At 53.0% G+C, this 21,436-nt stretch carries 24 protein-coding genes; 7 read left to right on the top strand and 17 right to left on the bottom strand.

What is annotated here, in order from left to right:
• Window positions 1-42: 42 nt before the first annotated feature.
• From AC0LWM_RS05545 to AC0LWM_RS05570, 6 genes are all read right to left on the bottom strand, one after another.
• A complete protein-coding gene (locus tag AC0LWM_RS05545; protein WP_474673918.1) occupies window positions 43-747 on the bottom strand; it encodes a PIG-L deacetylase family protein in 705 nt (234 codons plus the stop codon).
• Window positions 748-774: 27 nt separating this feature from the next.
• Window positions 775-1,488: an SGNH/GDSL hydrolase family protein gene (locus AC0LWM_RS05550; RefSeq protein WP_474673919.1), complete on the bottom strand. Its 714-nt coding sequence runs from the start codon at window positions 1,486-1,488 to the stop codon at window positions 775-777.
• 20 nt (window positions 1,489-1,508) lie between these two features.
• Window positions 1,509-2,669, bottom strand: a complete 1,161-nt coding sequence (locus tag AC0LWM_RS05555; protein WP_474673920.1) for a mandelate racemase/muconate lactonizing enzyme family protein — start codon at window positions 2,667-2,669, stop codon at window positions 1,509-1,511.
• A gap of 28 nt (window positions 2,670-2,697) precedes the next feature.
• Window positions 2,698-3,711 carry a zinc-dependent alcohol dehydrogenase gene (locus tag AC0LWM_RS05560; protein ID WP_474673921.1) on the bottom strand — a complete coding sequence of 338 codons (1,014 nt, stop codon included), beginning with the start codon at window positions 3,709-3,711 and terminating at the stop codon, window positions 2,698-2,700.
• Between the two features lie 95 nt (window positions 3,712-3,806).
• Complete coding sequence (locus AC0LWM_RS05565; protein WP_474673922.1) at window positions 3,807-4,913, bottom strand: SGNH/GDSL hydrolase family protein; 1,107 nt, start codon at window positions 4,911-4,913, stop codon at window positions 3,807-3,809.
• A gap of 28 nt (window positions 4,914-4,941) precedes the next feature.
• Window positions 4,942-6,498: a hypothetical protein gene (locus AC0LWM_RS05570; protein ID WP_474673923.1), complete on the bottom strand. Its 1,557-nt coding sequence runs from the start codon at window positions 6,496-6,498 to the stop codon at window positions 4,942-4,944.
• 259 nt (window positions 6,499-6,757) lie between these two features.
• Between AC0LWM_RS05570 and AC0LWM_RS05575 the strand changes: the two genes are divergently transcribed.
• From AC0LWM_RS05575 to AC0LWM_RS05585, 3 genes are all read left to right on the top strand, one after another.
• The gene (locus AC0LWM_RS05575; RefSeq protein WP_474673924.1) at window positions 6,758-8,413 is read left to right on the top strand and encodes an extracellular solute-binding protein; all 1,656 of its coding nucleotides are present in this window, start codon (window positions 6,758-6,760) and stop codon (window positions 8,411-8,413) included.
• Window positions 8,410-9,312 carry an ABC transporter permease gene (locus AC0LWM_RS05580; RefSeq protein ID WP_474673925.1) on the top strand — a complete coding sequence of 301 codons (903 nt, stop codon included), beginning with the start codon at window positions 8,410-8,412 and terminating at the stop codon, window positions 9,310-9,312. Before AC0LWM_RS05575 ends, AC0LWM_RS05580 begins: the two co-directional genes overlap by 4 nt.
• 133 nt (window positions 9,313-9,445) lie before the next feature.
• Window positions 9,446-10,267 carry a carbohydrate ABC transporter permease gene (locus tag AC0LWM_RS05585; RefSeq protein WP_474674205.1) on the top strand — a complete coding sequence of 274 codons (822 nt, stop codon included), beginning with the start codon at window positions 9,446-9,448 and terminating at the stop codon, window positions 10,265-10,267.
• A 66-nt stretch (window positions 10,268-10,333) separates the two neighbouring features.
• On the opposite strand, the gene AC0LWM_RS05590 is transcribed toward AC0LWM_RS05585, so the two are convergent.
• Both AC0LWM_RS05590 and AC0LWM_RS05595 read right to left on the bottom strand, forming a co-directional pair.
• Window positions 10,334-11,398, bottom strand: coding sequence for a PsbP-related protein (locus tag AC0LWM_RS05590; RefSeq protein ID WP_474673926.1), 1,065 nt, complete (start codon window positions 11,396-11,398; stop codon window positions 10,334-10,336).
• 233 nt (window positions 11,399-11,631) lie between these two features.
• Window positions 11,632-12,720 carry a DNA alkylation repair protein gene (locus AC0LWM_RS05595; protein ID WP_474673927.1) on the bottom strand — a complete coding sequence of 363 codons (1,089 nt, stop codon included), beginning with the start codon at window positions 12,718-12,720 and terminating at the stop codon, window positions 11,632-11,634.
• A gap of 179 nt (window positions 12,721-12,899) precedes the next feature.
• On the opposite strand from AC0LWM_RS05595, the gene AC0LWM_RS05600 reads away from it, so the two are divergent.
• Window positions 12,900-12,986: a putative holin-like toxin gene (locus AC0LWM_RS05600; RefSeq protein ID WP_474674206.1), complete on the top strand. Its 87-nt coding sequence runs from the start codon at window positions 12,900-12,902 to the stop codon at window positions 12,984-12,986.
• A gap of 154 nt (window positions 12,987-13,140) precedes the next feature.
• Here AC0LWM_RS05600 and AC0LWM_RS05605 read toward each other — a convergent pair whose 3' ends face one another.
• Window positions 13,141-14,091 carry a helix-turn-helix transcriptional regulator gene (locus AC0LWM_RS05605; RefSeq protein ID WP_474673928.1) on the bottom strand — a complete coding sequence of 317 codons (951 nt, stop codon included), beginning with the start codon at window positions 14,089-14,091 and terminating at the stop codon, window positions 13,141-13,143.
• Between the two features lie 126 nt (window positions 14,092-14,217).
• Here AC0LWM_RS05605 and AC0LWM_RS05610 point away from each other — a divergent pair, with 126 nt between their 5' ends.
• The gene (locus AC0LWM_RS05610) at window positions 14,218-14,715 is read left to right on the top strand and encodes a DinB family protein (RefSeq protein ID WP_474673929.1); all 498 of its coding nucleotides are present in this window, start codon (window positions 14,218-14,220) and stop codon (window positions 14,713-14,715) included.
• Between the two features lie 67 nt (window positions 14,716-14,782).
• Here AC0LWM_RS05610 and AC0LWM_RS05615 read toward each other — a convergent pair whose 3' ends face one another.
• Complete coding sequence (locus AC0LWM_RS05615) at window positions 14,783-15,799, bottom strand: LacI family DNA-binding transcriptional regulator (RefSeq protein WP_474673930.1); 1,017 nt, start codon at window positions 15,797-15,799, stop codon at window positions 14,783-14,785.
• 204 nt (window positions 15,800-16,003) lie between these two features.
• On the opposite strand from AC0LWM_RS05615, the gene AC0LWM_RS05620 reads away from it, so the two are divergent.
• Together AC0LWM_RS05620 and AC0LWM_RS05625 are read left to right on the top strand one after the other, a co-directional pair.
• Complete coding sequence (locus AC0LWM_RS05620) at window positions 16,004-16,981, top strand: sialidase family protein (RefSeq protein ID WP_474673931.1); 978 nt, start codon at window positions 16,004-16,006, stop codon at window positions 16,979-16,981.
• Between the two features lie 80 nt (window positions 16,982-17,061).
• Window positions 17,062-18,000 (top strand): dihydrodipicolinate synthase family protein, encoded by a 939-nt coding sequence (locus tag AC0LWM_RS05625; RefSeq protein WP_474673932.1) that lies wholly within the window; start codon window positions 17,062-17,064, stop codon window positions 17,998-18,000.
• 84 nt (window positions 18,001-18,084) lie between these two features.
• On the opposite strand, the gene AC0LWM_RS05630 is transcribed toward AC0LWM_RS05625, so the two are convergent.
• The 7 genes from AC0LWM_RS05630 to AC0LWM_RS05660 form a co-directional block, all read right to left on the bottom strand.
• Window positions 18,085-18,909, bottom strand: a complete 825-nt coding sequence (locus tag AC0LWM_RS05630; RefSeq protein ID WP_474673933.1) for a hypothetical protein — start codon at window positions 18,907-18,909, stop codon at window positions 18,085-18,087.
• Complete coding sequence (locus tag AC0LWM_RS05635) at window positions 18,872-19,084, bottom strand: hypothetical protein (protein ID WP_474673934.1); 213 nt, start codon at window positions 19,082-19,084, stop codon at window positions 18,872-18,874. The genes AC0LWM_RS05630 and AC0LWM_RS05635 overlap by 38 nt, the downstream gene beginning before the upstream one ends.
• Before the next feature lie 100 nt (window positions 19,085-19,184).
• Window positions 19,185-19,982 (bottom strand): aminoglycoside adenylyltransferase domain-containing protein, encoded by a 798-nt coding sequence (locus AC0LWM_RS05640; RefSeq protein WP_474673935.1) that lies wholly within the window; start codon window positions 19,980-19,982, stop codon window positions 19,185-19,187.
• A gap of 16 nt (window positions 19,983-19,998) precedes the next feature.
• Window positions 19,999-20,352, bottom strand: coding sequence for a nuclear transport factor 2 family protein (locus AC0LWM_RS05645; protein WP_474673936.1), 354 nt, complete (start codon window positions 20,350-20,352; stop codon window positions 19,999-20,001).
• Window positions 20,353-20,516: 164 nt separating this feature from the next.
• A complete protein-coding gene (locus AC0LWM_RS05650) occupies window positions 20,517-20,819 on the bottom strand; it encodes a hypothetical protein (RefSeq protein ID WP_474673937.1) in 303 nt (100 codons plus the stop codon).
• A gap of 41 nt (window positions 20,820-20,860) precedes the next feature.
• Window positions 20,861-21,106 (bottom strand): helix-turn-helix domain-containing protein, encoded by a 246-nt coding sequence (locus AC0LWM_RS05655; RefSeq protein WP_474673938.1) that lies wholly within the window; start codon window positions 21,104-21,106, stop codon window positions 20,861-20,863.
• A complete protein-coding gene (locus tag AC0LWM_RS05660) occupies window positions 21,103-21,375 on the bottom strand; it encodes a carbohydrate-binding protein (protein ID WP_474673939.1) in 273 nt (90 codons plus the stop codon). The genes AC0LWM_RS05655 and AC0LWM_RS05660 overlap by 4 nt, the downstream gene beginning before the upstream one ends.
• Between the last annotated feature and the right edge of the window lie 61 nt (window positions 21,376-21,436).

Consider the following 21,436-nt stretch of genomic DNA (forward strand, 5'->3'; position numbering starts at 1 on the left):
CTGTATTCAACAGCTTAACGCAGCAAAGAGGCTTTTTGGATCTTACGGCAGCAAATGCGGCCTGCCGCTTACCGGATACATCGGCAAGCTGCGGAATGCCTCGGCATATTTAGCGCCGATAGCCATCCCTCGCATGGACGCCAGTTTGCTCATGAAAGCGACATAATCCATGCCGTCGTATAGGTGACGCAGCCATTCGTCCTGACTTGCATGGCATTTCAGCATCCGGCTTTTTATTTCGAACGTATCCGAGATGTCGACGTACACCTCGGGTTCGAAGCCGATCCCGCCGACGTTGTCCATGATGAATACGTGCGGAATATGATCCATCGCCGGATATTCGGTTTGAATCAACCGAACCGTTACCGGAATGCGGCAATCGATGGCAATTTCGCCGCTTATCCGGTGATCCGGCAAATAATCGTTTGCGCCATGCACGAACATCATATCCGGATTCGCCTTGCGAATCGCGTTAAGGAATGCCAGCCGAGTTTCGCGGTCATGGATCAAAAATTCGTCGTCATAATCCATCCAGATGACATCGGCTCCGATGATGGCCGCCGCATTTTCCTGTTCCTTCTTGCGAACCGCGGCGATTTCTTCCTTGCTCAATGTCGGCGATCCGACGTTACCGTTCGTGGCGACCATAATCGTTACCTGATCTCCTCTAGCCGCGCATTTCGCCAACGTGCCGCCGCATAAAATTTCCACATCGTCCGGATGCGCCCCGATTGCCAACACTCTCATGTCGATCACTCCTCCTTTTTTTTCCGTCTAATTCGTTAGTTTTATACCGTGTTCCGCCAAAGTCCTACGCAGCGTTTCCGCCATGATGTCGTAACCGTCAACGTTCGGGTGAACCCCGTCATAAGCGTATTCGCTGCGCAGCGTTATGCCGTCCGGCTCGCACATTGCAGCATGATAATCGATATAAATGACGCCAAGCTCGCCCGCTAGCTGTCCTAGCCCGTTGTTTGTCTCCGCAATCAACGGGTTGCGTATTTCCCATCCGAACCGTTCGACACCCGTTGGCAAAAGCGAGCAAACGATCGGATGGATACCGTTCTCCCGCGCGATGCGGATCATCTCCCGATTGCCGTTCACGATACATTCTCTCATCTGCACGAGCCGGGCCGGATCCGCACTCCCCTGCCGGATCCAATCATCAAGCAGGATCGTATCGTTGATGCCGATCGCAATCATGACATAACGCGGCTTCAATTGCACGACATCCGCTTGGAACCGGTGTAAGCCGTGTTTCGTCGAATCGCCCCCGATGCCGCGGTTAACGACAATCGCGCCGTTACGCCCGAAATACGTCTGCAGCTCCCAATAATGCGTAATCGAATCGCCGAAGAACACATAATCGACCGTTACCCGATGAGACATTAAAATCTCGTTGTTCATATCCAATTCCGCCCTGCGTAAATCGTATGCCACGGCCGAAGGCAGGTAACTCGGCCGAATCATCGGAAAGCGCTGCTTCATCCAGGCACCTCCGGCGAGCTTTAAAGAATTTGTCCGACACGCGGCTGGAACGATGGGTCCTGCTTGTCATAAAACACCATTTCACGCACGAGTTCTTTGCCATACTGCGCCAAGCGCGCCGGATCCAGGTCGATGCCGAAGCCCGGTTTGTCAGGGACGGTTATATGCCCTTGGATAAACTTCAGCGGCTCGCGCAGCACATCCCCCGTCATGAAGTCGAGATGCGTGTCGTTGGCGAACGGGAAGTTGCGATTGGCCGCGATCAGGTGGACGTTGCCAAGCGTGCCGATACCGGTTTCCGCCCAGCTTCCGGTAATGCACCATACTCCCGCATGGCTCGCAATGTCGGCGATTTGTTTCGCCTTCAGGATGCCGCCGGCTTCCGACGGGTATACCGTAAAGCATGCACACGCCCGTTTGTCGATCAACCGCAGCGCGTCTTCCAGCGTCGCGCAGCCTTCATCCGCTGTAATCGGCACGTCTACCGCACGCGCCACGGCCGCCATCGCATCGACGTCGTGATACGGGGTCGGCTGCTCGACCATTTGCAGATCGTATTTCTCCATGCGGCGAATCGCCTTTACCGCGGTCGGAACGCTCCAGTTCTGGTTCGGATCGATGCGAATCTTCACCTTCGGCCCGACTGCTTCGCGCACCGCTTTGACGCGTTCGACGTCTTGGTCGATATCGCGCCCCACTTTCAGCTTTAATTCGCGGTAACCGCGTGCGACGAAGCTCATCGCTTCCTTCACGTTGTTCTCGGGAGTATCAATGAATATATAGCCGGAAAATTCGACTGCCGTTTTGCATTTGCCTCCAAGCAAATTGTATACCGGCATATTCAATATTTTTCCCCGCAAATCAAGAAGCGCCATTTCGACACCGGCCAAACCGTAATATGCGATCTGCTTCCAGTTGACACTGTACTCCTCCAGCTGATGCAATATCGGCTCGAGATCCATCGGGTCCCTCCCGAGCAGGAACGGCCTAAATTCCTTTTCCACGACCGATTGAATGACCGGAATCGTCGGCCCCACCGACTCGCCGATGCCGTAGAGCCCTTCTTCCGTCTCGATTTGCACGACGAGCGAAGGAGCGCTGTACCGGGTGCCTCCGGACCATCTCTCCCCTTTATGAAAAGGAATTTGAATCGGGTATGTTTTAACATCAGTAATTCTCATATGGTACCTCCTCTGGAAACTGCTCGATTTATATCGTTACAATTACTTTGACTACCTCGTCCGGCTTCGACCTGGCCAGCACCAAAGCTTGATTCAATCGATCGAAAGGATACTCTTGCGTAAAAAGCGGCCGTACTTGCACCTGCCCCGACGCCATCAGCTCGAGCACCCGCGGCCATACGTGCGGGGCATTCGTCGAGCCGATCATGCGCAGCTCTTTCATGACGAGCGCCTGTACGTCGACGATTACCGGTTGGCCGGGCAGGCCGAACATCAGCAATTGCCCGCCTCGCCGCAGCAGCGCTAATGCCGACGCGATCGAGCTTTCCGTACCTGCGGCATCGATAACGATGTCGAACGTCTCTTCCAGCTGCGGCATTGGGTCGTCGTCAGCTGACAGTACGACGTCGGCGCCGAGCTGCCGCCCAAGCTGCAGCCGCTTATCGCGCCGGCCAATTAGCGTTACGTGTCCGCAGCCGGCCGCCTTCAGCAGCTGCACGAACAATAGGCCGGTCGGTCCGTCACCGATCACCGCCGCATGCGCGCCGACGGCAATATCGAGCTTGTCGACGCCGCCGACGCAGCAATGCAGAGTTTCCGCCTGCGTTGCCTCGGCGAAACCGAGTGCATCGGGCAGCCGGTACAGGTTGGCCGCAGGCACATTCATGTAACTGCGCCAGCCTCCGGGCAGGTGCAGCCCGATCTCGACGCCGCGCGGGCAGTGGTGCTTGCGCCCATGGCGGCAAGCTTCGCAGCTGCCGCAGCCAACAAGCGGGTCTACGCATACGCGGTCGCCGGGCTGCCATCCGTGAGCGCCGGGCCCGACTCGCTCCACGACACCCGCCAGCTCGTGGCCAAGCGGCATCGGCGGCGTACCGAACTGAACGTGGCCGCTCATGATGTGCAGGTCGGTGCCGCAAATGCCGATCGCCTTCACCCGTACCTCCACTTCGCCGGGGCGCGGTTCCTCCCGTTCGGCATCGCGGCTTTGCACTTCGTTAACTCCCGTCCACTCCCAAATTCGTTGACCCGTTATCGCCATTTTGATCACTCAACTTTCATAGGTTGATTTCGACTTCGACTAGTACAATTTCGCTACGGCTTTGGCGTATCTTGATTTTGCGAATCTCTTCATTTTCAGAGAACGGCTTCCTCCTTCAATATTTGTTTCAATATCGGCGTTAGCCCCTCCGCTATCCGGTAAAATCCGAGGTCGGTCGGATGTGTGCCGTCCACTGTACACTCTTCGAAATCGTCGCCGAGCAATTTCGAGCCGTCCACGAAATAGAGATGACCATCTCCCTGCTGCCGTAGCTGATCTACGGTGTCGGTCAGAACTTGTTTGCGGGCTAATCGCATACGGAGACAAGAATCGTCCGACCATTCCATGCCGAAGCGGATTTGGGACACGACGATAATCGGCACCTGCGCATGGCTGTCGCGGTAGATGCGGATAAACTGCGGAAGCGTTGCCTGGATATGCTCGGCAGTACCGCAATTCGCTTCATAATCGATGATGAGACAAGCCGGATCGGCGATTTCGGCGATGACGCGAGCGACCTCCGGTTCGCCCCTTCCGTTGCCGGAAAAACCGAGATTGACAAATTCGAGCGGAATTCTGCGGCTCATGATGTTCGTGTATGCCATGCCGGGACGGTTGGCGCATCCGCCTTGTGTGATCGACGTGCCGTACGCGATAATCCGCTTGTCGTTGGCATAAGGTAGCGGTTCGGCAATCGCCGCGTCGGGGTCGATTCCGATCAGCACTTCCTCCACGCCTTGGTATAGCGGGAAATTTAATGTAATATGGCGAAGCTGCCCCGAATTCAATTCGAACAAAGTACATTCGTATTGTTGTATCGTATGATCAAAACGTGTTGTAGAATAATACTTCTCGTTCCCCGGAGCACCGATGTAACAATCGAATCCTTTCATCCCGGTTGCCGGCATATGATCCATCATGTCCGCTCCGCTGAGTCGGACTTTAATCGCCAGCTTGCCCGTATCCGTCTGAAAGCGGATTTGTCCTCCGGCCGTATGATTAGCCAGATGATCCACCGTTTCAGGAAGCGGATACGCAGGGGAAACAGGCATTCTTCGATACTTTCCGTCCTGCTTCAACCAAGCAAACCCAGCCAGTCCAAACAGCCCTTCCATCGGAGACTGCCATTTCAGTCCCGCCTCCGGCGTTTCGTTTGTCTTCATATTCGCATCGATATGCTGCAATCCGGCCTGTTCCTGCATAAAATACACCTGCTTCCGAGATCAAATCTCAAATCGTTACCCATTGGCACGACAGCGGACCAAGGGACACAACCCGCCGCACTCCTTTATAGGAAAGCGTGCATGTGCTGCTCTTCTCCTCCATATTGAATACGCTCACGCCATGGCGGTCTTTCAACCAGAACAAAACAGCGTTGTCCCCGGCCGCAATCCATGGAAACTCCCAGGGATCCTGTTCGATCAAAGCCCGAAGCCCGCGAATTTCGACTTGCGGGTCGCCCGTACCGACTTCGTGATTCCATATCTCAATATGCTTATAGTTCGAAGGATCGATATCCGGATTCGTTCTGGCGGCAGCGGCATCGAGAATAACCTTCTTATACCCGGACAGCGATTGCTCCCAATCCCGATCCAAAACATAATCGCCGAAAACAAGCAGAAGCTCGCCGCCGGCCGCATCCTGCTCGCACCCGCGCACCGGTTTGGCGGGAAGCCCCGATAACGTGGGGAGCGTTGTCGGATATAACGCCTCCTGATAAACGGCATGCGAACCATAGGCAAAATGAACCGGGGTTACCCGTTCCCACGGTGCGAAATCGCTTTCCATGCGGCGTAATTCAAGCTGATGTTCACCCCACGCTTCCCAATAGTCTTCCTCGTATACGTACGTTCCGCTCATGAGCATAATGTTGGGGATTCCCGCGCAAATCGCCAATTTCGCCTTGCATATCAGATTGGCGGCACTTAAGGCACGGTGGGGAAAACACGTTGTTTCGCTGTACATGTTCTCCCGGCCGATTCGGTTCAACTGCTTCTGTATGCTGATCAGCTCCTGCGCTTTTCCGGCGGGTGTGCCGAAATCCTTATCGGTGAACTGGTGTTCTCCGACCCGAAACAGGCAATCGGGAAGCTCCCGCCGCAGCGCACCGGCATCGATGCCGTGCCGCTCGTCGCCGTCCACCATCAGCATGGCCCCAAGCCGCACCCCCGGCACAGCCAGCGCCTTCATAAATTCCGTTACTTTAGAGCATTGAAAGGACATCCACTCCTTCAATACGTCCCCTGTTTCACGGGCCTCAATGCGCCGGCTCAAGGTTACCCTCGACTCGTTTCGCTCCCACGTCCGGTTAAACCGCTCTACGCACGCATCGCAGAAGCAGCCTTGAATTTCCCTGTCCCAGTTCCCTTGCCGAATATCGTCGTCCATAAATATTTCCGTGAAACCCGCATCTCTCAACATCGTCATCGCGGCAACGCTGTCGTTCGTCATACCGCTTTCGATATCGGCGCAAAAATAAACCTTGCTCCCGTGCCGGTCGATCCGGTATCGCCAATGAGGCGGCAAAGCCAGCTCCAACGTCGGATCGTCGGGATTCAAGGCATTGCCCGGATGTCCGAGCGGCAAGTTAATGACGCCGACCTCAAAGTCCATCTCATATAGAACGTCCTTTGCTTTCACCATGTCCTCCACGGATGAAACCATATGTCCGTAAAAATAACCGTGAAGCCAAATTTTATCCACGCCGGCTTTTTTCATCGTAAACAAGAGTTCTCTTTTCCCCGGGTCCAGGACGACTTTCGGATCGAGCGGGTAATGCACCTTCATTCGGAATCTTCCCCTTATCCATCGTAATAATGAGAAAAGCTTGAATCGCATGATCCAACTTTTCTTCATTGTAAACTGGCAGCGAAGCCGCAACTACGGCATTCCATTGCCTTTCGTTATACTTTGTTGCTTATTTTTTTAAAAACAAAAAATAGGACAACGGAAGTCAAGTAAAGTCAACAGAATCTCGTAGTTGGAACGAATTGATCGCCTTATGATTGAAACAGGCACTCATCATTCTTTATAAGGGGGAACAGCTATGAAAAAATTCAGAAAGCAAATGTCAGTCGCGATTGGTGTTATGCTCGGCCTGTCCGTACTTCTAGCCGCATGCGGCGGAAAAAACGAAGATGTAAAATCAGGGGAAGACAGCCAATCCGTAACCGAAGAAACGAAACAAGCCGACCCGTTCGGCAAATTCGAACCGGCGATCGAAGTCACATCGGTACACGAGACGAACAACACATACAAGTTTCCGGAAGGGCAATCGATCGAAGATAACGTTTGGACCCGGGGATACGAGCAGGATCTCGGCATGAAAATCAAATATTTGTGGACTTCGGATCAATACGAGCAGAAGCTGAACTTGACGATCGCTTCCGGCCAGCTGCCGGACGTCATGGCCGTCACCGCGACGCAATTGAAGCAGCTGGCCGAAGCGGATCAGTTGGCCGATCTGAGCGAAATATACCAAACGTACGCTTCCCCGAGGACTAAGGAGTTCTTGGAGAAGGACGGCGGGATATCGCTAAAGGCCGCGACCTTTAACGGCAAGCTGCTTGCGCTTCCGTTTACGTATTCCGCATACGACGGGGCTCCGCTCTTATGGGTGCGTACCGATTGGCTGAAGAAACTCAATCTGCCGGAACCCCAAACGATGCAGGACGTGTTTGCGATTGCCGAGGCGTTTGCCACTCAAGATCCTGACGGTAATGACAAGAAAGATACGTTCGGATTGGGCGCGTTCAAAGATATTTACGGCGGTTTTGGCGGTCTGCAAGGCTTCTTCAACGCCTATCACGCTTATCCCGGCAAATGGATTCAGGATGCCTCCGGCAAGTTGGCTTTTGGCAGCATTCAGCCGGAGATGAAAGCGGCGCTCGCCAAACTGAACGAAATGTACAAAGCAGGACAATTGGATGGGGAATTCGGCGTCAAAGATTCCAACAAATTGGCGGAGGCCGTCACATCGGGCAAATTGGGCATGTATTTCGGGGAAATGTGGACGCCGCTTTGGCCGCTGCTGGACGGCAAAAAGCTCGATCCTGCAATGGAATGGAAAGGATATCCGCTTCCTTCGATCGACGGGACGCCGGCGAAACCGCAAATCGGCCTAGGTACTGTGGAATATTACGTGGTAAAAAAAGATTTCAAACACCCGGAAGCCGTCGTCAAAATGATGAATTATTACTTGCGGCAGACGGAGGATCCGAATACGACAGGCGCATTCAGTTTCAAGGACGGCATCGAACTATACAAGTATGCTATCGCGAAAGCAGCTTCCGTCACGCAAAATATCGATGCATACCTTTCCGTCAAAGCGGCTCTGGAAACAAACGACCCGGCTAAGCTGATCCAGGGCAGCAAGGTTTATTATGATGAAATCCAAAAATTCAACAAAGGAGACGTATCCGGATGGGGGTATGCCCGCGTGTTCGGACCTGAAGGCTCCCAATCGCTGCTTCATCAATATTACGTAAATCACGGATTTCAAATGGATGAATTTATCGGCGCGCCAACGGCATCGATGGGCGAGAAAAAACCAACGCTCAGCAAGATGGAAATCGAACAAATAACGAAAATCATCATGGGCGCGGCCCCGATCGATTCGTTCGACGAATTCGTATCAAACTGGAAAAACCTCGGCGGCGATCAGCTAACGGAAGAAGTCAACGCATGGAGAGCAAGTCAATGATAACAAATCGAAGACGGTTTCGCGAAATACCTCTGCATCTCATGCTGCTGCCCTGCGTCGTCATATTGATTGTATACAGCTACGTGCCGATGGCGGGGGTGGTGATCGCATTTCAAAAATTTATACCGGCCAAAGGCATATTCGGCTCCGAATGGAACGGTTTGGATAACTTCCGTTTCCTGCTGATGCTGCCGAATATGACTCAAGTATTATGGAATACGATCTGGATTGCGGTGATGAAAATCATCGCAGGTCTGGCCATGCCGATGATGATTGCGCTGTTGTTGAACGAAGTCGCCCATCGATTTGTCAAGAGAAGCATTCAGACCGTCATCTATTTGCCGCATTTTTTGTCGTGGGTCATATTGGGCGGCATCTTGATCGATATTTTGTCCCCGTCCCAAGGTGTCGTCAATCAAGTGCTCACATCGTTCGGCGCAAAGCCAATCTTCTTTCTCGGGGATAACGATTGGTTTCGAACCGTACTTGTCGTTTCCGACGTGTGGAAAGAATTCGGGTTCAATACGATCGTCTATTTGGCGGCATTGACGGGCATCAACCCTTCTTTGTATGAAGCGGCGATCGTTGATGGAGCGAACCGATGGAAGCAAACGTGGCACATCACGCTGCCCGGCATGCGCCCGATCATCATCCTGCTAATGACCCTCAGCTTGGGAAACGTACTCAATGCCGGTTTCGACCAGGTGTTCAATCTGCTTAGTCCCGCTGTCTATGAGACGGGCGACGTGCTAGATACGTTCATTTACCGGCTCGGTCTGGAGGAATACCAATACGGTGTGGCCACCGCTGTAGGCCTGTTCAAATCGATCGTTTCGCTGGCGCTTATTTCGACCTCCTATTTTCTGGCTTACCGGTTGGCCAACTATCGAATTTTTTAACAGCATCTTGTCGGATCCGGCGGGGGTAGACCGATTGGCAAATAAGCGAAAGAAAGGGTGGAAGCGCCGTTTGCGATATCAAAATACGATAGGCAGGCAAAGTTTCAACGCTGCGAATTACATATTTTTAATCATGATATCTTGCTTATGTTTGTTTCCGCTCGTTCATGTGCTGGCCGTTTCATTCAGCTCAAGTTCGGCGGCGACGGCCGGATTGGTCAAACTATGGCCGGTCGGATTCACGACAAAATCATACGAATTCTTACTGCAGAAACCGGAATTTCTCCGTTCGTTCGGCATTACGCTGCAGCGGACGGCGCTTGGATTGGCCTTCAATACAGTGCTCACGCTGCTGGCGGCTTACCCGTTGTCCAAAGAGACGACTGCTTTCCGTTACCGGACCGCTTACGCATGGTTCTTCGTATTTACGATACTGTTCGGGGGCGGTCTCATCCCCTGGTATATGACGATTCGAATGACCGGACTGCTCGATACGATCTGGGCGTTGGTTATTCCGGGGGCGGTACCCGTGTTTAACGTCATCTTGCTGCTTAACTTTTTCCGGGGGTTGCCGAAGGAAATCGAAGAATCGGCATTCATCGACGGAGCGGGCCACTGGAAAGTGTTATGGAGCATGTATGTTCCGCTTTCCATGCCGGCGCTCGCGACGATTGGCCTGTTTGCTCTTGTCGGGCATTGGAACTCTTGGTTTGACGGACTCATTTTGATGAATTCCCCCGATCGTTATCCGCTGTCCAGCTACTTGCAGACGATCGTTATCAATAAAACGCTGACGAATGTGACGGGGAGCGATTTGATGACGCTGGCCGAGGTGTCCGACCGGACGGCCAAAGCGGCGCAAATCTTTTTGGGGGCATTGCCGATCTTGATTGTTTATCCTTTATTGCAAAAATATTTTGTCAAAGGGATCGTGCTCGGCAGCGTCAAAGAATAAAACGGAGCCGCCAGGAAGCATAAGGCTGATATAACCCAGCTTCCTAGCGGCTTGTTGTTATTGGACCTATTCCTTATAGGTTTTGACAGCCTCGATAAATGTATCCCGGCTTTGGTCCATTTTCTGCTGGCCGGTCCAGAACATGATTTGCGTGAATTGCTTCGGCGATTGGACAATCGTGAGCAAATAAGCGACCTTAACTTTGCTGATTTCCCCTTGAACTTCCGTTTGCAGCGCAGGGAAGCCACCGACTTCGATATTTTGCGGCTCCGAAATCGTCGCATTTTCCAGCACGCTGAAGTTATTTTCCACAATAATGTCGTAGTAGTCCTTCAACGTCATATCTTTTGCAAAGCTGTTTTTATCTTCCCCGATGACCAGCAGCCATTTATCCTCGGCCGCCAGCGAAGCTTGAATTTGAGCGACATCGTTCAACTGGGTTTCTTTCTTCCAGCCCGCCGGAAGCGTAATTTCCATCGCCTTGTCGTCGCTCGCGAACACCGTCGGCTCGCCTTTGGACTCGGATTTTGCAGGTGTTGGAGGTGCTGTGCTCTCCTTCAGCACTTTGAAGGATTGGCCGATTTTCACAAACTCTTCTTTATTCTCGGCGAATTTGGAGTCCGTGGAATACGTTACGATTTGATAGAACGTATTGCCTTTGCCCAGCAGGAACGCCAAGTAATGCGCCTTGATATTGCTCGCTTCTGCAGTAAATTCAACCTGCTTCGCGGGTACCGAGTCGATCGTAATATCTTTTGTTTCGATTTCTTTCAAATTTTTGGCCATGACTTCCGTGTTCGCGATAAATAATTGCTTAAAGTCTTCCAGCGTCGCACCGTCGGACATATCCGACTTGGAGTTCGGGACAACGATCACGTATTGCTCCTTGCCCGGATTGCCGGCGCTTAATTTGGCATTGGGATTCAGCTTCAAATCGGTTTTCCAGTCGGAGCCTACGGTCAGTTGGATATCGCCGTCCGTGCTTGTAATCGTCGTGCCCTTGTTGGCTTTGTCGCCATTGTCGGCTTTGTTGCCTGTGTCGCCTTTGCCTGCGCAACCCGAGATCAGCAAGGCTGCTGCAAGCACCGCGGCGAACAGATACTTGTAAAGCTTTAGATTCGTTCCTAACATCATTTCTCTCCTCTTCCTCTTTTTCTTGTCCGTCCCACTTAGGATAAATTTGGAACTTCCATTTTTCTATCGGCAGTACCATAAGCTTTTTTTAGCGTTGCGTCAAGTCGAATTGTTCAGGACAAACTTCTCTTATGAACTCGAACACCAAGCCTGGAGTGGCATTAAACGCTTTCAAAAAAAATCAAAAAAAAAGAGCCGCCCCCTCATGAATAAGGAGTTCGGCTCTTACTTCATTCCCCGGCAACAACTTCGAACGAAATCTCCGCCAGCTCCGAGCCGTTCACGACGATGCTTAAACGATGAGTGCCCGGATAATGCTTGCGGGTCGTAAAATCCTGAAACGATTGCGAGCGCGACAGCTCCGTCGCCCCGGGCTTATATGCGCTTTCGCTTAGCTTGAACAGCTTGCGCGACGTCTTGCCGCTCGCCTTGACGAAATCGATGCCGTATTCGATGCGGAGCGACTTCGCCTCGGAGCCGTTGTTGCGCAGTTGAAACGAAAATCCGAGCCGCCCTCCGATCGCAACCTCCTTGGCGGACAACGCCAATTCGCGTATCTCAACATCCGCATCCCCGTGAAAGCCGAATAAGGCGAGCGCATCGGGGTGTCCTTTCTTCAGCAGCCCGCGGCATGCATGCTTGACGACCCAATCGGTGTGCGGATGGTTGCCGTACCAGTCGCGCGCAATGGACAGCACAAGCTCGGGATGATCCTTGGAAATGTCGTTAAGGTTGTTCGCGACACTGCGCCGGACATATTCGGACGCGTCCGCCTTCAGCTTGTCCAATATCGGCAGAATCGGCGCAGGGTCAGCCTTGAACGCTTCAAGCGCCATGCCCCATGGCAGTCGGGGGCGGCATCCTTCGCTCGCCAGCCGGCGAACGTGTTCGTTGTCGTCCTCGGCCCACCGTTCCATCTGGGCCATCATCCTCACGGCATCCCGCATGATAAACGGCCGGACGGCAAATTCCGCGCTCGAATACCGCGTGAACAGCGCAAGCGCCGGCAAGGAAGCCTCCCAATCGTCCAGTCCGTTCAATTCTACGAAATCCGGGAAGAACAAATATGGAAACCCGCTGCACGCATCGGCGACCGAAGATAGCACTTCCAGCGCTTCGCGATAAGATTCGGGCAGCGTTGCCGTCAGCACATGCGATATATGGCGAATGCGCTGCTTCAGCTCCCGTTCCTCCCAGTGCTTGTCATAAATGAGCGAAATAAATTTGCCTGTATCGAATAAGGGATAGGCTTGCCCCAATTTCATTGCAAATTGATCGAAGAACGATCGGTTGTACATCAGCTTTAATGCATCTGCCATAGGACCCACCTGTTCCGACTAAGATTGTAAAAGGATTGCTGAAACGTAGCGAATCGTGTTATGGCGCTGTCGGCTAAACAGTTCCAATGACACTTCCAAAATTAACCACATAGCACTACAATGGAAGTACAACTTATTCAGGGACGGGGCGTCTCTTCTGGAAAGGAGGAGGCTGTATAATGGATGTATTCCAGGCTCTTGCGGTGATGTTCGCATTCGGGATGTTCATACTTGCCCTGCTGACTTATCTCGAGAAGAGGAAATAAATCCGAACCTTCCGGTTGTGGTCTGAACCATACTGTGAAAGCCCCGTCAAGAATGAAGTTGGGTTAGAGTCGGGTTTCGTCTCCCTGACTCTAATTTTTATGTAGGGACGCTTGCCTCTTATGCCTGGAAAGCCTCCTCGATCGCCTCCTCCCTTTAACCGTATAGAGCCGCAACTGCGGCCAGCTTCTCCTTAAGGTAGCTTATTGCTTCCGCGGGCTGCTCGATCACCGCATCTCTTCCGTAATCCCATATAACGTCCGCGAAATAACGGAGCTCGCCCGGCGGGATGTTGATGTCAATGTAGCCGCTGCCGTCCTGCTGCGTATGGATGACCCCGCCTAGATCAAGATTCGAGCTGCACCTTCGGACGCCGTCGCGCGTCAGCCGGACAACGAGCCGTACCGATTCCTCTTCCGGGGCAAGCTCCGGCTCCAGCCATTGCCGGACGGATACCTTGGACACTTCCGGTTTCGGCTGAATGACGGCGTTGTGCTCCGCCATCTTCACGCGATCCGCGCGAAATACGCGGTAATCTTGACGGTCGAAGCAATAGGCGGGGCAATACCAGAAGCCGTGGTACGAATACAAACCGACGGGCTGAATATCCCGGCGGGCGGCGCCGCTGCTGGAATCGTATTCGATGGTAACGACCGTCTGATCCACCGCTGCACGCAGCAGGATGCGCAAAAAAGCGGAAGGCTGCTCGCGGTAAGGGCTCCAGAACACCACCCTGCTCTTCATCCCGTCGATTTGCGCCTTGATGTCTTCAGGCAAATAATGATAGAACTTCTGCAAGGCGGAGGACGATTCAGCCTCAAAAGGCAGCGAGCCGAAATATTGCAGCGACTGGCAGGCGAAGAACATGGCGAACGCCTCGTTCTCCGAGAACGCGATCGGCGGGAGCACCCGTTCCTTCAGCAGCTTATAGCCGCCGTTGCGGCCCATCTCGGAATAAAGCGGTACGCCGAGCATGCTTAAATCCTCGAGATCGCGGGCGATCGTGCGGGTCGAAACGCCGAACTCGTCGGCCAGCTCCTTGACCGTAAATTTACGTTTCGCATTTACGGTCATCATCAATTGTATTAATCGTTGCGATTTGAACATAACGGGAACACCGTCAACTCCATGGCCAAGCTTTTCTCCAATATACCACAAAAGTGTGACAGCGGTTGTCATACTTTCATGATACGTTTGGGGTGAGGAAATTAAACAATGAAAGGGTGTTTAACAATGAACGGAGAAACGAAAGGAACGTTCGTCATTCGCGATCTGCTGATGCAGGAGATTGAATTGGCGGTTCGCACGACGAAGGAATTGCTCAAGAAGATCAAAGAGGACGAGTGGTCGTACCGCCCGGCCGACAAGATGCGCACGCTGCAGGAGCTGGCCCATCATCTTGTGCTTATTCCTGCGTCGGACCTCGCGATCCTGCAGGAGCAAAGCGAAGAGCAAGTTCATAAGCTGGATGATGAAATAGCCGGCGTGACCGATGCGGCGGCACTCGGTGAAGCGATGGATCGCGGATTGCAGCAGCTTCGGACGTACATGAGCGGACTAACGGAGGACGAGCTATTGACGCTCAAGACGAAGCCATTCTATCTCGACCATGCGTCGACGCAAGCCAGATGGCTAGTCGAAATTACGACGCATGCCTTTCACCATCGGGCGCAGCTGTTCAATTATTTGAAGCAGCTCGGCCATCCGGTCACGATGTTTGATCTTTATTGATCGGCGCGGATGGCCCGAGTCCCGCGCTTCAGATTTAGCGGCAATCGGCTATTTCTTCATGCAGGCGTTACCGAACGATCGTGGTGGAGCGGTGAATGAGCGGCATCGAAAAAGACATTTGCGACGGGGCGCGGTTCGGATTCATAATCGATTCCAGCAGCATCCGGCTCGCTTCAAACGCCATTTCCTGCACGGGAACGGAAACCGTGGACAGCGGCGGCACCGTATACGGCGACATCGACAAGTTATCGAAGCCGATCAATTCGCACTCTTCCGGAACGGCGATTCCATGCCGATTCAACGCAGACAAGGCGCCCATGGCAATCTGGTCGCTAAGGCTCGCGATCGCCGTTGGAATGATGCCTTCGGCAAGAAGATCGTTGACCGCAAGGTAGCCTCCTTCTTCGGAAAATGCGCAAAACCGGATCACCGGCTCAACCGCATGCGTCTTGACCATCGACAACTCCTCCATAATGCCGTTCACCCGCCTGCTTAGCGCGTTGGACGAAAGCTCGGGTACGAGGACGACGATTTTGCGGTGTCCGTTCGCGACATAATGGCGGGCGACTTCTTTGCCTGCCGTTATGTTGTCGGCGTCGACGCTGTCGTGCGCAGCCGATTTCCGCTGCAGCAGCACGCAAGGGATTTTGCTCGGAACCCGCTGCATGTATTGTTCGTCTTCGCCGGATAAATTGGCTAGAATCGCCCCATTGTACCTGACCGACTCCTTCAATCCTTGAATATGGGACAGCTCCCCCGAATTGTACATTTCCACCGTCAACGAGCATTTGACCGGCGCTTCGCCGGATCCGAGAAACCGCTGGATCCCGGTTATAATGTCCCCCATAATGGACACCCGCGAATCGTGCGGCAGCAGCAACGCCATCGACAGCGGGTTGCCTCCTTGCTGCCGCAGCAAGCGAGCCGATAAGTTCGGGACATAACCCAGCGCGGCGGCGACCTCCAGTACATGCGATTTCGTTTTGTCGGAAATGCGCACCGCGCCTTCCTTTCCGTTCAGAACCAGGGACGCCGTCGTAAGCGATACGTTCGCTTTGGCGGCAATGTCTTTGATCGTAACCATCTAGGGAATATCTCCTCTGCTTGTTTCAACAAACCCATGCTAAAACGTTATATCTCCTGCCCATATTATACGTTCCCCCTTTGTGACATTCAACTCTCAACTGCTTAAAACTGTTGACACTGCTTTGGATAATTACTAAACTATGTTTAGTTTAACGTTTTAGCAAGCGATTCATATAATCCTTTGAAAGGCGGAATTACCGTTATGAATTTTACGATGACGGACAAAAGCTATATTTTTGCCGAACCTAACCGGCCTTTTCGGCAATGCCATGCCTCGACACTCGCCGTATTAACCGACGGCACGATCGTTAGCGCCTGGTTCGGAGGAACAGTGGAAGGCGACTCGGACGTGGATATTTGGGGCTCCGTCCGCAAGAACGGCGTTTGGTCCCCGCCGTTCCGATTTGCCGGCGAACCCGACTTGCCTCACTGGAACCCCGTATTATTCGAAAGTCCGGACGGAGGCACCCTCTATTTGTTCTACAAAGTCGGCCATCATATTCCCGAATGGTACACCCGCGTGTGCACGTCGACGGACGGCGGCTTGACATGGAGCAAACCAATCGAGCTCGTAGAGGGCGACCGCAGCGGCGGACGGGGGCCGGTCAAGAACAAAATGATCGTGCTTCAGGACGGGACATGGCTGGCCCCCGCATCCGTGGAAACCGCTACGGCATGGGATGCATTCGTTGATCGATCCCGCGACAACGGCCGCAGCTGGACGCCAAGCACCGCTGTCCCGCTTCGGCATGCCGGTTTGCAAGGACTCGGCGTCATCCAGCCGACGCTGTGGGAAAGCGCACCCGGAATCGTCCATATGCTGCTTCGCAGCACGGAAGGTGCGATTTACCGGAGCGATTCCATGGACGGCGGCGCGACATGGTGCGAAGCTTACGCGACATCCCAGCCGAACAATAACAGCGGCATCGATCTGGTGAAGCTGGAAGACGGGCGGCTATTCCTTGTTCATAATCCGGTTGCCGGCAACTGGGCGGCGCGTTCTCCGCTCATCCTTAGCCACTCTTCCGATAACGGCGCCAATTGGCAGGAAGTACTGACACTCGAATCCGAGCCCGGCGAGTTCTCCTACCCGGCTATCGTGGCTAGAAATAACAAGCTGTATATTACATACACCCGGAACCGGGAGACGATCGCTTTTTGGGAAATCGCGTTTGATTGAAGGTCCTGATTCGAATTTTCGTCGAAGACGAATGAGGCAATTGAAGCAGGCAGAAACAGACTGGAAGGAGGTCGGAGTCGATGTCGAAAAAAGCTCAGCGTTCGGTAATCTGCGACGGTGTTTGGCCGACGATGATTACGCCGTTTGCGGCGGACGGGCAGCCGGATTACGACGGATTGGAGCATCTGGTCGAGTGGTATATCGGACAAGGGGTACATGGATTGTTCGCGGTTTGCCAGTCCAGCGAGATGTTCCGCTTATCGCTGGACGAACGCGTTCAGATCGCCCGATTTGTCCGGGAACAAGCAGGCGGGCGAGTGCCCGTCATCGCGTCAGGACATATCTCGGAGGATTCAAAGGAGCAAATTGAGGAGATCAAACGGATTTCCGACACCGGAATCGATGCGTTTGTTCTTGTCAGCAACCGGCTTGCCGAACCGGAGCAATCGGAGGAAATGTGGCGGATCCATGCGGAAGCGATCCTGAACGCCGTACCGGACATGACGTTTGGCATATACGAATGCCCCTACCCCTTCAAACGTTTGCTGTCCCCCGATTTGCTTCGGTGGTGCGCAGATACCGGGAGGTTCAAATTTTTGAAGGACACCAGCTGCGATCTTCGGCTTATTCAGGCGAAGCTGGATGCCGTTCGCGGCAGCGGGCTCAAGCTGTTCAACGCCAATTCGGCGACGCTGCTGGAATCATTGCGGATGGGCGCATCCGGTTTCAGCGGGGTTATGGCCAATTTCCACCCGCAACTGTATGTCCGCTTGATCGAACGGCAGGGCGACCCTTCCTTCGACGCGGAACGGCTGCAAAGCTTCTTAGGACTTGCCTCGGTTATTGAGCGCCAATGTTACCCGATCAATGCGAAGTATCACATGCAGCTTGAAGGTTTGCCTATAGAGCTTCGCAGCCGCGTCGCCGATGCCGGATCGCTTGCCCCTACCATGAAGCTGGAGGTCGAGCAGCTCCGGATGACGGGGCAATGGATGGAGGCATGTATCGATCGCAATTAAGCCGGAAGATTCCACCCGGGCGGTCGTTTCATCGACGCCGCCCTGCGGAACCTTCGCTTAGGGGCAAGGGCTTACGCTGCCCTTTTATTGCTGCAATACGTCACGCATTTGTTGAAACAGCGCCAATGCTTTGCCCTCAAGCTCTTGGATCCGCAGCAGCTGCCGGACGGTCGGCTCCACAACCTCCGCGCTTGACGTATCAATCGGCTGAGTGAACGGAAACCGGTGCCTAAGCGCAATCCATTCCGCATAAGCTTCCGTATAATGCACGGCCGCTTGGGCCATCAGCTCCTGCAGCCTTACGTCATGTACCCGGAAGAAGTCCGGCTGGCTCGATTCGAGCAGAAACCGGATCGCAAACTTTCTCGCATTGGCGAACAGCATAATGTTGTAGCCGTTGCCGATCGAATGAACCTTCCGCTCCTGAAAAGCCTCGACCCACGCGTCAAATGCGCCCCGTCCATGCTCGAACCCGCCGACGACGGGCTCCTCTCCCGTTAGGTGATCAATAATGAAACCAAGCGTACGCGCAAGCGTCCTCCTATAGCTTCCATCCTGCTCCGGGCTCCGGTTGACGTCCAGCTGCGGTACCTCGGGCCGATCCTTCAGCGCGATTAAAGTCAGCTCCGGACCGATCGGCATGCCGTTCAATGGACGTTTGCCGAGCTGATCGTACGCGAGCGTTTTCCCTTCTTGCGCCGAAATATCGCATATGTACAATTGCGCTTCTGCGTCGTCGTAACCGTAAATGAGCCCGTATTCGTAATTTTCGAGATTGTGTCCGACCACGGGAATGCCTCTCCCGATCGAATCGCGAATCATCGATAAAGCGCGGTCAAGCAGCCCGGTGGAAAGCTCCTCAAGATCCCGTTCATGAATAAACGTTGCGCCGAAGCCCAAATTGTCCATCGTCCTTCCTACGACGCCTCACGCTCGTACGGAACGCAAACGTCGTATGGGCAAGAAACTCGGGCAACCCATACGCCCGCTTCCGGGTATACTTTGTCGCACCGTATAGCGCCAACGGCAGCGAGCTGTAACATTCGCCCCATGTCAACTGGGGCCGTTCCAAAACTTGTTTCATTTTGCATCTGCTCCTTTGGTTTCGTATTCACTTTACCTAGATGCAAATGAGCTTCGAAATCTATCAACCTTCTTAAAAAATATTTCTTCCCTTACCGTTCTTAGCGATGTTCATCGATCCTGGACAATATCAAATTTTTATACTGCTCTAAATCGCCTTCGTCAAATTGAATGTTTTCATCGCTTATCCCTGTATATCGATTCACAGCCCACTCGACGATGTACCTAAGATTCTCGGGAATCAACGGAAGCACCCATTCTCCGGCCTGAGCCTTGGACAATATATCCCCAGTCTCCAAGTAGGACAGCACCCTGCTTAAAGTCAATATCCCGTAAACGGGCAACGTATGGACGGCATTCGCGGCGTATTGAATATCGCTTAGCAAAGAAGACCGAAAGTCCTGTTCGGGGACGGGCGGAAATGCTTGCTTAATCGGCAATCCGTACAGGCAGATGCCCCTTTGATTAATGAGCGTGATGTGACAGGCGAGATCGCTGTCTACCGGCGTCCCTTCCCAAAACGCTTTATTTTTCAAGCGGACCTGCTCTTCATACCGCTCTCTCCAGTACTCGCTGCTATGTAGTTCAAAAGGAGTCGGGTGCTTCCACGGGTGGACCGCGTCCATCGTAATCAAACTAATCTCAATCGGAGACGGATGATTGGAAAGCTCAAGGAAAGCCTGGACAAGTTCAAATTTCAAATCCGTGCCGATCCCTTCATGCAGCAGCACAATAACGTCAACGTCGCTTGCATTCGGATTAAAGCTGCCAAGAGCCAACGACCCGTGAAGGTAAATCCCGGCAAGATTCGTTCCCAAATCGTCAACAAGCTTGTCCTTCAACTTCAAGATCTGTTCCTTGTGCTGTTCGGGACAGTTCGCCCAGCCGTACAAGTTCATTTTTACCGGCCCCCCATCAAATTACGGTTCCTTGGTGAAAAAACATTTGCCATCGTCCGTCCCTGTATCTCCATATCGAACTGCGTAACGTATGCTGCAGTCTGGTCCTGTCTTCTATGCGGTACGTTGCCAGTACTGCATCCACCGCTAGCGGATGGATTTGAAAGTCAAAGAGGAACAGCTCGCGAACGCTTATGCCGCCCTCTACGACGCAATCTTTTTTATAGTAAACATTGCCGGAACTCCCATACTCAAAAAAATCATCCGCAAGCAGCCGATCCAGCTCGGCGACATTCGTTCGAATTTCAGGGCTCAGCAGCCGTTCTTCCAATTCGCGTATATGCTCGGCGAGCGAGCTCATTTTTTGCATCCTAACCCCTCCGGCTTCGATATCTATAAGTTATATTCTACATATCTCCATAACCCGAATCTAATGAAAGTTTGATTATGAGCGAATATGATGTCCAAAAGAATAAGGGTACCCTCCGGCGTATAAATGCACCGTATGAGTACCCTATCAATAAGATGATCCAATTATTGAACGCGATATGGGACGGAGACAACGGTTCCCTTCTGTCCGAGCGAATTCGTGGCGTGCACTCGAGGCAGGTACGATCCCGCCGGCGCATCGTACGGAATGCTGAAGTTCAAGCGGTAACGCCCTTCGCCGACATGTTGGAATGTCAAATAAATGCCATGTTCCGGAACGGTAAATACGACATTTCGCACTTGTTCATTGCTGTTGCTGACATTGGCAAATATCGTCACCAATTCTCCTCTGCGCGCTTGCTCCGTCGGTTCTACTTCGACTTTCAGATCATAAGCAAATTCGGGCATGGAATCACTCCTCTTTTGTTATTCTGACTAGTCAGTTCAATTTAATTGTAGTTATCGGCCGCTGGAGTGTCAACTGAAATCGGGGTGAGCTCGTACAGCTCATTCACCGCGCAACCGATCGTATATGCGATCGATATCGCTGTTTTGAGCGGCATGATCCTCTTATTGTCCATATAATCCGCTATACGCTCCGGCTTATATTGCAAAGTGTGCGCAAGCTCGTTTGCCGTCATCCCCGATGCGGTCAAGCGTTCATGAAGCAGGCAGCGGCCTAGCTCGAATTTCATATGTTTTCAACTCCGATATTGAATGTATATCCGCATTTTAGCCAAAACCCGGTCTTCTTAAGCCCTCGAGCAGAGTACGCGGTACAATTCGGAGTGTTTGCTCCACTTGTGCCCCAGCTCGTATCCCAGCTGCCGGTCTGCGAATACACCGTGTTGTTGACGAATTCGCCATTAACGAGCAGCCCCAACGACTGATCTTTGCCCATTCCGTTCGAGTATTTGACAATGAGCTTGTTGTCGCCAGCCGACGAAGCATTCACCGTAAACAAGTTGGCGATCCTTTTTCCTGATACTTGCCTATTCTTTCGCCTCCGGATGTAGTAAACTTAC

Source organism: Paenibacillus sp. sgz302148 (genome assembly GCF_056120465.1).